General features: G+C 69.1%; 5 protein-coding genes. 3 read left to right on the top strand and 2 right to left on the bottom strand.

Features of this window, described 5'->3' with window-relative positions:
- From BMZ82_RS17900 to BMZ82_RS17910, 3 genes are all read left to right on the top strand, one after another.
- The coding region (locus BMZ82_RS17900) for a replication initiator (protein WP_371271248.1) at window positions 1–672 on the top strand (672 nt) is incomplete at its 5' end.
- The gene (locus BMZ82_RS17905; protein WP_093776905.1) at window positions 669–860 is read left to right on the top strand and encodes a helix-turn-helix domain-containing protein; all 192 of its coding nucleotides are present in this window, start codon (window positions 669–671) and stop codon (window positions 858–860) included. The genes BMZ82_RS17900 and BMZ82_RS17905, both read left to right, overlap by 4 nt.
- Window positions 860–2,167, top strand: a complete 1,308-nt coding sequence (locus BMZ82_RS17910) for a tyrosine-type recombinase/integrase (RefSeq protein WP_093776907.1) — start codon at window positions 860–862, stop codon at window positions 2,165–2,167. The genes BMZ82_RS17905 and BMZ82_RS17910 overlap by 1 nt, the downstream gene beginning before the upstream one ends.
- A 99-nt stretch (window positions 2,168–2,266) precedes the next feature.
- On the opposite strand, the gene BMZ82_RS40240 is transcribed toward BMZ82_RS17910, so the two are convergent.
- Together BMZ82_RS40240 and BMZ82_RS17915 are read right to left on the bottom strand one after the other, a co-directional pair.
- Complete coding sequence (locus BMZ82_RS40240; RefSeq protein ID WP_143098871.1) at window positions 2,267–2,533, bottom strand: hypothetical protein; 267 nt, start codon at window positions 2,531–2,533, stop codon at window positions 2,267–2,269.
- On the bottom strand, window positions 2,526–13,409 hold the full coding sequence (locus tag BMZ82_RS17915) for a LamG-like jellyroll fold domain-containing protein (RefSeq protein ID WP_093776909.1): 10,884 nt from the start codon (window positions 13,407–13,409) through the stop codon (window positions 2,526–2,528). Before BMZ82_RS17915 ends, BMZ82_RS40240 begins: the two co-directional genes overlap by 8 nt.
- Window positions 13,410–13,505 lie beyond the last annotated feature (96 nt).

The raw sequence follows: 13,505 nt of genomic DNA on the forward strand, positions 1-13,505 counted from the left end.
ACCGAGCGGCACGTCGCCGCCTACATCGCCAAGTACGCCACCAAAGGAGCCGAGACCACCACCGGCACCCTCGACCGCCGCCTCCGACTCCTCGCCGAACTCGCCACCCACGACATCACCGACCACGCCCGCCGCATGATCCACACCGCCTGGCACCTCGCCACCCAAGCCCAGCACGCCCACCTCCGCCTACGCCAATGGGCCCACATGCTCGGCTTCCGCGGCCACTTCTCCACCCGCACCCGCCACTACTCCACCACCCTCGCCCACCTCAGAGCCGAACGCACCGCCTGGCGAACCAGTCAACCCGACACAGACACCCAGACCGCAGCCCCGGCGTCGGCTCAGACGCAGGCCGGTCAAACGGACGGCAGTCCGGTCGGTGACCGAGCCGAACACCCCACTGACCTGGCCCCCGATCTCCGCAACATCGCCGGTCAGCGCGTGGACTCGGACACCACGCTGGTCATCTCCCACTGGCAGTACGCCGGAACCGGTCTCCTGCCCGAACTCGAACACCTCGCCGACCTCCTGGCCGCGACCCGGCAAACCCAACCCAAGCAATCGACCCGAACCCGCTACTCAGAACGCTCCGGTGACCGCGCCGGTCACCCGGTCGGTCCCTCCACTGATCGGCCGACCAGTGCCGTCCGGGCGGGGGCCGTCGCGTGACCGCCAGCACGGAACTCCTCACCGTCCCCCAGGTCATGGAACGCCTCCAACTCGGCCGCACCGCCGTCTACGACCTCATCCGCACCCGGCAACTCGCCTCCCTCACCCTCGGCCGCGCCCGCCGCATCCCCACCCACGCCCTGACCGACTTCATCCACACCCGCCTCGAACAGGAAGCCGCCGCCTGATGACCACACCCCGAGACACCCCCGCCTCCCGCCGCGTGCGAGCCAACGGCGACGGAACCGTCTACCAGCGCAAGGACAGCCGCTGGGAAGCCGCCGGATACGTCCTCGCCCCCGGCAACACCCGCAAGCGCGTCCGCGTCTACGGCACCACCCGCAAAGAAGCCCTGGCCAAGCTCACCGAGAAGATCGCCGCCAGCAACCTCGGTCTCCCCGTCCCCTCCGCGCAGGGCAGCGTCACCGCGTACCTCACGTACTGGCTGGAGAACGTCGCCGTCCACCACCTCCGCGAGAACACCCACACCCGCTACACCGCCGTCGTCTACCGCTACCTCATCCCTGGACTCGGCAAGAAGAAGCTCACCAGGCTCACCGCCAAAGACGTCCGCACCTGGCTCAACCAGCTCCGCGCTACCTGCCAGTGCTGCACCCGTCGCCTCGACGCCCGGCGCGACCAGCCCCGCTGCTGCACCGTCGGCCAGTGCTGCCGCAAGCTGCTCTCCCCGCTGACGCTGACCTACATCCACTCCGTGCTCAAGTCCGCCCTGGAGCACGCCGTCCGCGAGGAAGAGATCCCGCGCAACGTCGCCCGCAACGTCCGCACCGGCACCCCACGGCCCCGGCGCTTCGAACCCCTCACCGCCCACGAAGCCCGCCAACTCCTCACCACCGCAGAAGGCCACCGGCTGCACGCGCTGTTCGAACTTGCCCTCCACACCGGACTCCGCAAAGGCGAACTCCTCGGCCTCCGCTGGGAAGACCTCGACCTCGACCGGGGCACGGCTGCCGTCCGCCGCACATTGCAGCGCACCAGCACGGGCGGACTCACCACCCTGCCCACCAAAACCCGGGCCTCCGAGCGCCGCATCGCCCTCCCCGCCCGCTGCCGCCAGTCGCTGAAGCACCATCATGAGGAGCAGCAGCGCGACCGTCACATGGCAGGCACCGAGTGGCAGCACAACGGGTACGTGTTCACCACACCGCAGGGCAGGCCGATCGATCCGACCAACCTCACCCGTGCCTTTGCCACGCTCCTCCGCAAGGCCGGCCTCCGCCGCATCCGCTTCCACGACGTCCGCCACTCCACCGCCACCCTGCTCCTCGAACAGGGCGTCGAACTCGTCGTGATCAAGGAACTCCTCGGCCACGCCCACATCGGCGTCACCGCCACCGTCTACGCCCACGTCAGGCTCCGCCTCCAGCGGGACGCCATTGACATCCTCGGCCACGCCCTCCATAACCCCGCTGAGACCGCCGACCAGCCCGACGACGGCGACTACCCACCGCCTTGCGCAGCCTCCGTCCGCTGACGTTGCCGTCAACTACTGCCGTCACAGCGTCCAGAACCCCCGTCGGGACCCATCCGACGGGGGTTCAGGTTTGCGCTAGGAACTTGCAACCGAAGTCACTTATGTTCGCCTGCGCGCGTCGCGAGCGAGTTCAATGTCCTCATCGAGCAAGCTGCCTCTAAACGGGCTGCGGACATCGTCAAGAACCACAACGATCAGAGATGTGCCGCTCACTGGCAGTTCCTCCCGAGCTAGCCATGACGGAATTTTAAGGTTGTCGATAAACCCATCCACTCCATCTCGAGTGGTCACCTTGACCCCCCATGCCGTAGTCGCAGACACGACCACTTCCAGCTCTTCGTCAACCCGCACCATGCCGTCACCCATCCCCAGGCTCCCACACTCTACGTAGCGTGAGCTCGTTGAATCGATCAAGTCGCCCTACTGGGATCACGAACTCGATTCTCGCGGAACCTCCAGGCCCCTTACGGTCATACCGGAATGCGGTGTCCGAGAATTCCTTGAGGAAGTCCTCATGCATGTCGTAGCGAATTGACCCATTCGCATAGGAGCCGCGATTCTGGTACTCCTTCGCCACGCTCTTCTCTCCGAGATAGACCGAAGCATCGCCATCTTGATGCGATGCCGGGTTGGGGCCACGCTCCAACTCATGCGCCATGTCATCAACCTTCGGCGTCCTGTAAATAGAGACACCATTGCAGTTGTGAACAAGGACCGGCGTAGCCCCCGCCAGCACATAGTACGTATGGAGGTCACCGATGGTCAGGTCGTACGTCGTCGTGTCCGCGTGGTACAGACGGACGCGTGTGACCTCGGTCGTGCCGGTCGGTGTCTGAAGGACGTCGCCGGGGTTGAGGTCCTTGGCTTCGACGAAGGCGGACTGCGTCTCGTCGTAGAACGGGTGGTGGAAGGTCGTCTGCAGGTGAGCGTCCTGCGCGGCCGTACCGGAGGCCGTGCTGACCGCCGCCACCGGCTGCGTCGCCGGCGCCTTGCCGTCGCCGGCCGACAGCGCACCCAGCACCGCCGCCGACGCCGCCAGACCGAACGCCACCTTGCGCGCCGCCTTCTTGGCGACCGTCTTCACACCGGCCTTGGCACCGGACTTGACACCGGACTTGACACCGGACTTCTCAGTCGTCTGCCCCGCCGTCGCCTTCGCCGTTCCCTTCACCGTGACGTCCACGAAGTCGTGGTCCGTGTGCGTCACGATCACGTCGGTGACCTCGTGCGCCTGCGTGCCCGTCACGCCCGGCACCGAGTTGGCGATCTTGTCGCCGACCCGCACCCGGTCGATCGTCTTCGTCGTGCCGTCGGCCATCAGCACCCGGGTCGAACCGGTGAAGCTGTGCGGAACCGGGCAGTTGGTCGGCTCCTCGTCGGCCGCCCCGCCGGGCTCGTCCGAATGCGACTGAGCCCGAGAGCCCGACCCCTCTGAGTCCGCTCGAGAAGTCGCTGCCTCCGTGGCGTCCGTCGCCGCCGTTTCCTCGGCTTCCGTCGCACCCTTGCCGAAGAGGCCGCCGACGACCTTCATCGCCTTCGGGGCCGCCTTCGCCAGCAGCTTGCCGCCGATCTTGCCGAGGGCGCCGCCCAGGGCGCCGGCGATCGCGCCCGTCACCGCCGCGCCCGCGAAGGCGCCACCGCTGCAGTCGTCGCCGCCGTTCTCCGCGCAGGCGAAGCCCTGGTCGATCAGGGAGCCGACCGCACCCGCCGCAGCCGCGCAGCCGATCGAGCCGACACCGCCGGTCAACGCCTCACAGCCGGCGAAGACCGCCGTGGAGATCACGAAAGAGGTGATCGCCGCCGCGTGGTTCTTCGCATACGTCTCGGTGGCCTTCGCCGCCTTCACCGTGGCGTGGTACGCCGTCCTCGAAGCGGCCGCCACCGCGTGCGCCGCCTTCTTCACGGCGTGCGTGACCTTCTGCGCCGCCTTCTTGACGGTGTGCACGACGCGGTGCACCGCCCTCGACGCCTTGTGGTAGGCGGTATGCACCGCATGGACCACCCGGTGGACGGCGCGTTTCACCTTCCGTGCCGTGTAGTGGTAGACGCGCCGCACCACGTGCACACTCGCGTGGTACACGTCCTTCACGTGGTGGACCACCTTGTGCGCCGCGTGCTTCACCGCGTGGACGACCTTGCGGGCCACGTGCTTGACCGCGTGGTAGACCTTGTGCGCCACGTGCTTCACCGCGTGCGCGACCTTGTGGACGGCCTTCTTCGCGTCGCACACGATGTCCCACATCGAGCAGTTGCCCGACTCGTCCGTGCCCGCCATCGGGTTGTCGTCGACATATGCGAACGGGTTCGCCGACACCGAGTTCGGGACCGGGTTCAGCGACAGGCTGTCCTTGTTCAGGAACACGCCCGTGCCCGGGTCGTACCAGCGGGACGCCGTGCCCACGTCACCCGTGCCCGGTTCGGTCCAGCCGGACTGGAAGCCGAGATGGCCGGTGACCGTGTTCGTCGGGGAGACCACCTTGCCCAGCGGGTCGTAGGACGCCGAGCCCGCCAGCGTCGTCGCACCGGAGGTGAAGGAGCCCACCACGTCGTTGTGCTGGTCCGTGAGGGCCAAGACCCCCGAGCCACCACTGTTCTTGACGCCGACCAGGCCGCCGCCCGGGTCGTAGGTGTAGGTGTCGTCGCCGTCGGAGGCGATGGTGTTGCCCGCGCCGGAGTAGGCGAAGGAGCGCGTCGCCCCGGTCGACGTGAGGCGGTCCGTGATGTTGCGGCCCGTCGCGTCCAGCGTGTAGGACTGCTCGCCCGCGACGATCTGCCCGCCGAACGCGTCCGTCTTGTACGCGATCGTCCCGCCGGCCGTCGACGACTCCTGGGTCATCGTGCCGCGCGCCGAGTAGGAGTAGCTGTGCGTGCCGTCCGAGGTCAGCTCGTCGCGCTCGTCGTAGGTGTAGACGTCGGCGCCGTTGCGGATGCGGTTGCCGGACGCGTCGTAGGCGTACGAGGTGGTGCTCGTGCCGTTGTTCCATGACGTCAGGCGGTTGGCCCAGTCGTAGCCGTACGTGTTCGCCGAGGCTCCCGACACACCCGTCGTCGTCTTCGACGTCAGGTTGCCGTTCTCGTCGTAGCCGTAGGCGAAGCTCGCCATCGTCGAGGCGCCCTGGACGAGGACGTCGTTCGTCAACTGGTGCGCGCTGTTGTAGGTGAAGGTGCGGGTCTGGCCCGTCGAGCCGTACCTGACTGTCTTGACGTCGCTCAACTGGTCGTAGGTGTAGGTCAGTTGACTGCCCGTCGCCGGGTCGTCCAAGGAGGACAGACGGCCCGCCGTGTCGTAGCCGTACGCCGTCGTGCCGGCGGCGTCGGTGCGGGAGGTGACCGAGGAGTCGTCGTTGTAGGCGAAGCTCGACGTGCCCGCCGAACCCGATGTCGTCAGCAGGTCGCCGCGGTCGTCGTAGGTGAACGCGTCGTGCGTGGCGTCCTGGTGGTCGACCGCGCCGGTGATGCCGGCCTCGTCGGTGTCGGCCGACAGGACCCGGCCGTCGGCGTCGTAGGTGAAGCTGCGCCTGGCCGTCGCCGCGTCCGCGCCCGTGCCCGCCATGGACTTCAGCCGACCGACCGAGTCGTACGTCATCGACGTCGTCGTGCCGCCCGGGAGCGTGGCGTTCGTCAGTTGCCCGTCCGCGTCGTAGGCGAAGGTCGTCGTCGAGTCGGCGGCCGAGGAGTACTGGGCCGTGGTCGGCTCGGTGATCTTCTCCTGCTGGCCCCACGGGGTGTACGTGTAGCGCCAGGAGTTGCCGCGGCCGTCGGTGAAGCGGGTGCGGTTGCCAGCCGCGTCGTAGCCGAAGGTGGTGGTGATCGACGTCGAGGCGTCGACCGGCTGGATCTCCTGGGTGACCGTACCGGCCGCGTCGTAGGTGAAGTGGCTGGTGTGGTCACGGGCGTCGGTGGCGGCGGTCAGGTTGCCGACGCCGTCGTAGGTCTGGGACGTCGACCACAGCGGGACGTTGTTCGCGTCGTAGGCGTGTGTGGCCGTCGGGTCGCCGTCGGCGTTGTAGTCGGTCTGGGTCCAGGTGTTGTCGGGCAGGATCGTCTTCTGCTGGTTGCCCTCGAAGTCGTAGGTGTAGCGGGTGGTGTTGCCCGCGCCGTCGGTGACCGAGGTGACGTCACCGGCCCGGTTGTAGCCGTAGGACGTCGTCACCCCGCCCGGCGAGGTCACCGAGGAGGCGTGCGCCCCGTAGGGGTTGCCGGTGGTGACCGCGTAGGACGTGGTGCCCGTCAGGGTCTTCGTCGACGGATAGCGCTCCATCGTCGACGAGGTGAGCCGGCGGCCGAGGTAGTCGTACGTGGCCTGTGCCTGGGCGCCGGTGCCGTCGGTCGCCGAGAGCTGGTCGCCGTCGGCGTCGTAGACGGCGTGCGTCTTGGTGCCGTCGGGGTCCGTGACCTGGGCGACGTCGCCCAGTTGGTCGTAGAGGTAGGAGGACGTCCTGCCGCCTGGCGAGGTGACCGAGGTCTGGTTGCCCTCGCTGTCGTACGTCCACACGGTCGTGCCCGCGTTCGGATTCGACGCGCCCGCCGGGGTGTACGAGGGGAGGGTCTGCGAGACCTTGTTTCCCTCGGCGTCGTAGACGGTGCTGGTGACCAGGCCGTCGGGGTCCTGTTCCTCCACCCCCTCGCCGAAGGTGTTGAAGCCGCTGGTCGTGACCGGGCGGACGGTGGACGCGGTGGTGCCGTCGGGCTCCGCCTGGACGGCCGGCGCGGTGGTGACCGCGAGGTTGCCGGCCTCGTCGTAGGCGTAGTTCGTGGTGTGCTGCTCGGCGTCCGTCATGGATGTCGGCAGGCCGCGCTGATCGTAGGTGTACCTGGTGGTCTGGGCGTCGGAGGAGCCGACCGTGCCGCCGCTGCGGCCCTCGCCGTAGAGGGAGGTGACCTCGGTGGCGGCCAGGGCACGCTGGTAGACCTGCACGTCCCCGACCTCGCCGTTGACGACGTCGGACGTCGTCCCGCCCGCCGTCTTCACGCCGCCGACGGTCAGCGGCCCGGTGCCCGTCCACGGCGAGGTGTCGGTCGCCGAGCCCGCCACCGCGCCGTTGACGTACAGCTTCATCGCGCCGTTGCTCGCGTCGAACACGCCGACCAGATGGGTCCAGGTGTCGAGCGGAGCGGCCGTGGCGGCCTGGGCGTCGAAGGACGCGGACGGGGAGGTCGCGTCGGCGTTGTCCGCGTGGAAGCGGAAGGCGTTGGCGTTCTTGTTGTACTGGAGAGAGAACGAGGCCCGGTTGGTGCCGCCCTGCGCGACGAAGGTTCGGACGGTGGACGCGTCGGCGAGGTTCACCCACGCGGAGACCGTGTAGGAGGCGGTGGTGTCCAGGACCGGGCCGTTGGTGGCGACGAGGTCACCGGCACCGGTGGCGGAACCCGCGAACCGGGCCGCGTCGTCGGCCCAGGTGACCCCCGGGCCCGCCGTCGCCGTGTTCCCGCTGCCGGAGGAGTCCGTGACCGAGCGGCCGGCCGTCTGGTCGAGCTTCCACCAGCCCGCCGGGTGACCGGAGGCATCCCCGTACAGCGTCTCGCCGAGCAGGTTGCCCATGTCGTCGTAGCTGTTGGTGGTGGTGCGGTCGTAGCCGGAGGAATCGTGGTCGTTCTCGGAGGCGACCTGGTCGTCCGGGGTGTACGACACCGTCGTCACCCGGTCCACACCGGTCGGGTCCAGCACGGTGGACGTGGTCCGGGAGGCCGCGTCGACCGTGTGCTTGGTGACCGTCTCGCCGTTGTCGGTGGTCGACTGGGTGAGGTTGCCGGCCGCGTCGTAGACGTCCGACTCCAGCGTGTAGGTGCTGGTTCCGTCGGCACTGGTCCGCTTCACGGTCGCGGTCAGACCGTCGTCGGTGTAGGTGTAAGCGGTGGTGTTGCCCATCGCGTCGGTGATCGAGGCGAGCCGCCCGGCGGGGTCGTAGGCCCGGGAGGACTCGGTGAGGAGCGCCGCCGAGTGCGGGTTCACCGGGTCGCCCGTGTACATCAGGCCCTGGGTGAGCAGGTCGCCGTTGTCGTTGTAGGTGTACCGGGTCTCGGTGCCGGCGGTCGTCACCTCCTTGGTCTTGTTGCCGGAGGTGTCGTACGTGTACGTCGTGGTGTTGCCGTTGCTCGCGCCCTCGGCCGCGTTGGCGTCGGACTCGGTCAGCACCCGGTCGTAGCCGTCGTAGGTCCAGTTCTGGGCACGTGAGTGGTCGCCGCCGCTCGCGTCGGCGACCGTCTGCGAGGTGACGTCGCCGTCGTCGTCGTAGACGGAGGTGGAGACCGCGGCGTGGGTGGCGCCGGTGACCCGGTCGGTGAGCTGCGGGTCGTGCTCCTCGACCACCTGACCCGCGGTGTCGTACCGATACGACGTCACCAGACCGGCCGGGTAGGTGTCGGAGACGACCTTCTCGGTGAGGACCTGGCCGAGACCGTCGTAGGTGTACGAAGTGGCGAGCCCGACGGCGTCCGTCGTGGCGGCCACGTCACCGTTCTTGAGGTACGACACCTGGTTGACGGCCCCGCCCGGCGAGACGGTCCGCACCGGCAGCCCCTTGGGCACCACCCCGCCGTCGGCGGAGGCGTAGGCGCTGGTCCCGTCGCTGTACACGGTGGTCGTGCTGCGCCCGCCGGGGAAGCCGGGCACGGCAGGGCCGGTGATAGCGGTCTGGTTGCCTGCCGAGTCGTAGGTGTACGACGTGAGGTACGTGGTGTCGGCGGCCGACGCCGACCGGCCGTCGCGCTCGGTCAGGAGCTGGTCGTTGCGCGGGTCGGCGGTGGTGAGCTGGGCCGTCGTGTCGTCGGGGTAGTACGTGTAGTACTCGGTGTTGCACTTGTTGGCGGCCTGGTCCTGGCAGGACGTGGACGAGACCACGTTGCCACGCACGTCGTGACCGGTGATGGTCTGCACGCCGTTCGGATCGATCACGGTGTGTTCGAAACCGGCCGAGTCGTAGCCGAAGCTGGTCTTGTTGCCGAGACCGTCGATCTCGGTGAGGGCGCGGTTTCCGTTGGTGACGTCGTACGTGTACTTCAGGCTCGAGCCGGTCGGGGAGGTGACGCTCACCGTCTCGACCGGGAGGAGGCCGGTGGAGTTCTGCGCGGCCTCGTAACTCTGGGCCACGTCGGCGGCGGAGAGCTGCGAGCGGAACAGCGCGGCCTCGGCGATGGAGCCCTTGAAGTAGGTCGCGTACCCGGTGTTGGAGGTGGAGCTGGTGTGGCCCTCGTCCGGCCAGTTGCCGCCGTTGAAGCCCGCGCCGACGTAGGTGTACGGCTGTCCGGCCATCGCGGCGGTGCCGGTCTGGGTGCCGACGAGGGCGCCGTCGAGATAGACGGACTGGCTGGTGGCGCTGGCGGAGAGGACGACCTGATGCCACTTGCCGTCGGTGACGGCGGCGGCGGAGACGAGCGGTTTGGTGGAGCCGCCCGAGAAGTAGAACTCGCCGTGCAGTTTTCCGCTGCTGCCGACGTAGAGGACGGGGGAGTAGCCGAGGGTGGTGGTGCCGGCGCTCAGCGGGTCCTTGCTCGCGCCGAGCAGCACACCGTTCGCCGTGGACGTCTTGAACCACATGCTCGTCGACTGCGCGCCCGAGGTGGGCAGCGAACCGCTGGGCAGGGTCAGCAAGGAGGTGGAGCCGTCGAAGGTCGCGGCCTTCTGGTCGCTGAAGGGGCCCGCGGCCCCGAGGGTGACCGCGCCGTAGGTGCCGTTCCCGCCGCGCACCTGGTCCACGGCCGTGGTCGCGCCCGCCGCCTCGCCGAGCCGGAAGTACTCGCTCGGCGCACCGCCGAGCACCGCGCCCCGGTAGGTGTCGCTGGACCCGGAGACGGTCGGGGTGCCCAGCACCCACGTACCGCCGTTCTCGTCCGTCATCTGCGACAGCACGGTGGAATCGGTGTCGTACGTCATCGCCGCGTACGTCTTGCCGGACGGCCGCTTGATCGAGGTCAGCAGGGACTCGCTGTGCGTGCCGTACGTGTAGAGGGCGCTCACGTCCGCGGCGACGAGCGGGCGGCTGTACCAGCCCACGTCGGCGATGGAACCGTTGAAGTAGGTGGCGTGGCCGTCGTCGTCGGAGTACGACGGGTGGTCGGGCCAGCTACCGCCGAGGAAGCCGGTGCCGAGGTAGTTGAAGGACTGGTTCTTGCCGAAGGCGGTCGCGCTCTTGATGGAGATGGTGCCGGTGCGCGAGCCGACCTTGGCGCTGTCCAGGTACAGGGTCTGGGAGTTGCCGGCCGCGGAGAGCACGACGTGGTGCCACTTGCCGTCGGCGACGGACGCCGAGGTCACGATGGGGTTGATGCCGCCGCTGTACCAGAACTCGGCGTTCAGCTTGCCGTCCGTGCCCACGTAGATCGACGGCGTGTAGAAGCCGGACGCCTGCCCGGAGCCGATGGGCTGCGAGGCGTAGGAGTAGAGGACACCGGGACCGGCCGAGGTCTTGAACCAGAGCGAGAGCGCGCCGGAGTCGGTGTCGTTGCCGAGGTTCTTCGGGAGGGAGACGTCGGAGGTCGTCCCGTTGAACGTGGCCGCCTTCGCGGAGGAACCGGTCAGCGGACCGGCGCTCTGCCCGACGGTGACGTTCTCGTACGTCGCGTTCGTCGTGCCCTCGCCTGCGAGGACGGCGTCCTTGGCGGTGGTGCCGGAGGTCTCCGACAGAGGCCAGAAGGTGTGCGGGTCGAGGTCGAGCGCCGCGTTCTGGTAGCCGGAGCCCGTGGTGTAGGCGTACGTCGTGCACTTGGTGGAGGACAGCGGCGTGCAGACCTTGGTGAGCTGGTCGCCGGTGTAGCCGTACGTCCAGGTCTGCGCCGTGGTCGAGTCCCCGGCCGTGACCGGGTCGGTGACGACGGTCGCCACATGCGCGGCGAGCGCGCCGGTCGGGGTGGACCAGGTGAGGCTCAGGGTGCGGCCGGAGACCGCCGAGGTCATCTTGGTGATGTGGCCGCCGGCCCAGGTGAGGTTCAGCGCCCGGCCGTTGGCGTCCGTCACCGAGGTCAGTCCGTAGGCGCCGGAGCCCAGGGACTGGGTGAAGGTGTAGAGGGTGTCGTCCTTGTCGGTGAGCGTGTAGCCGCCGGTGACGGTCTGGAAGGTGGCGAACCGCCCGTTGCCGGGGGTGAAGGTGCCGTCGCTGTTCTTGCCGTAGCCCGCCTGCGAACCGTCCGGGTAGGTGACCTGCACGCTCGCGACCGCGCCGGACGCCGTGTACTGCTCGGTCGCCCTCGCGTCGAAGATGCTCGCCCAGCCCGCGCCGAACGCGCCCGTCCAGCGCGGGTCACGGGAGTTGTAGTCGCGGTCGATGTCGAGGGACGGACCGACGGTGGATATCGAGGCGTCGGTGTCGGAGGTGGTGTAGTTGCCGATGGACGCGTCGAAGCCGTGGTCGCTGCTGTTCTGCGACAGGCCCGAGGTGATCACGGTCTGCGGGACCTGGATCGATATCTCGTACGGGTCGGCGGGCGAGTAGAGGGCGGTGGTGGAGTCGTAGGCCTGGACGCTCCAGGTGTAGTTCTTCCCCCAGGCGAGCTTGCCGGCCGGGACGGTCCAGTCGCCGGTCGAGACCAGGCCCGAGTCGGCGACCTTGGTGCCGGCGGGGTCGAAGACCTGGAAGAGGTACTTGTTGGTGCTGCCCGAGGTGGAGTTGGCGCCGCCCGCCCAGGCCGTGAACTCGGGGGTGGTGGTGCCGACGACCGCGTTGTCCGCCGGGAACTGCTCGTAGAGCTGCGGGGCGGTGTTGCCGGTGTAGGTGACCTCGATCCAGGGGCCCTTGCCGGGGTCGTTGAAGGAGCCGAACTGTTTCCAGTGCAGGGCGTCCGAGGTGGCCGCGTAGACGGCGAGGCCGTGGTCGGCGGTGGTGCCGCTGAGCCAGCCCTGGATCGCGGAGGTGGAGAGGGTGACCGGCACCCAGTCGCCGACGGTGCGGTCGGCAAGGGTGTTGGCGCAGGCGTTCGGGACGGTGGGGGTCGCGCTGCCGATCGACGCCCCCTTGGCGGGGCCGGGGTAGCTGGTGACGCCCTCGGGTGACCAGGCGCTGGTCACGAGCGCGACGTCGAAACGTTCCGGCGCCGTGCAGGTGGAGGCCCAGGTGTCGAACAGGTGCAGCGTCGCGGAGGTGACGGTGACGCCACTGTCGTCCCAGGCGGTGTCCCAGTGGTTGACGAAGCTGTTCGCGGCGTGCGCGCCGGAGTCGTAGGAGCCGACCTTGAGGGTCTGCTCGTAGGAGTGGTCGACGTTGTTGCCGGTGCCGGACTCGGCGTAGGTGGTGGTCCAGCCGTCCTGGACGGTGGGGTCGACGGTGACGGGGAAGGCCCGGTCGCTGCTGTGCAGCCAGGCGCTGTCGAGGGTGATCTCGAGTGCGTAGCCGTCGGCGTTCTTGATGAGCTCGGTGGTGACGGCGTGGGTGGTCGCCGGGTCGCCGGAGCGCGGGTTCACCTTGGAGTCGTAGGCGTACGACGGAGGGATGCGCTCAACGGTCTTGCCTGAGGAGTCGCGCAGGTCGATCCAGCCGTCGGCGGTGCTCTGGACCGGGGTGAGGCCCTCGAGGGTGAGGGGGAAGGTCCATGTGTTCGCCGCGTCGGCGGAGTCGAGGACGACGGATTCCTTCACGCCGGTGGCGGTGGGCGCGAGTTTCAGGTCGGTGCCGGGCAGAACCTGGTCGTAGGTGACGGTCGCGCCGTCGGCTGTGCCCTTGACGGGAGCGGCGCCCTTCAGGGCGTAGGCGACGCGATGCGACGCGTCGGTCGCGAGGGAGGTCAGCGCGGGGTCGGTGGCCTTGGCGGCGAAGTCGACGTCGAGGGAGTTGGCCGCTTCGTACCAGCGCCCGCCCGGCCCGGCCCGCACGTCCACGTCGATGGGCGCCCATCTGCCCTTGCCGACCTGGTAGTTGACGGGGTTCGGGGAGATCCGGCGGGTGACGGAACCGTCGGCGTTGTCGAAGACGGTCTCCGTGCGCGTGGACTTGGCGGCGCTGCGCTTGCTGGTCTTGGAGACGAAGCCGGCGCCGCCGGCGCTCCGGCCTGCCTTCGTGGCCGACTTGTGCGCCTGGTAGGCGGGGAGTTCGCCCCTGCCCTTGCCGGGGGCCCGGCCCGCGCCGCGGTGGGCGGTGGTCGCGGCGGCGCCGACCCGGTGGCGGTGGCCGGCCGCGGTGCCGGACTGCTGGTGCGGCAGCTTGCCCCACTGCGGGTCCGTGAACCAGGAGGCGAGGGAGGCCAGGCTCATGCTCGGCAGGTCGATGCTGCCGAACTCCAGGCCCTCGGCCACGGCCTGGTCGGTCGTCAGCATCAGAACGAGTGTGGTGAGCAGGAGCGCGGAGAGTCCGCGCAGGGTTCTGCGGGAACGAAACGCTCCGCTCGAACGTCTGGCAGGGCGAGGCCGGAG

Origin of the sequence: Streptomyces sp. yr375 (assembly GCF_900110755.1) — a bacterium.
GTDB lineage: Bacteria > Actinomycetota > Actinomycetes > Streptomycetales > Streptomycetaceae > Streptomyces.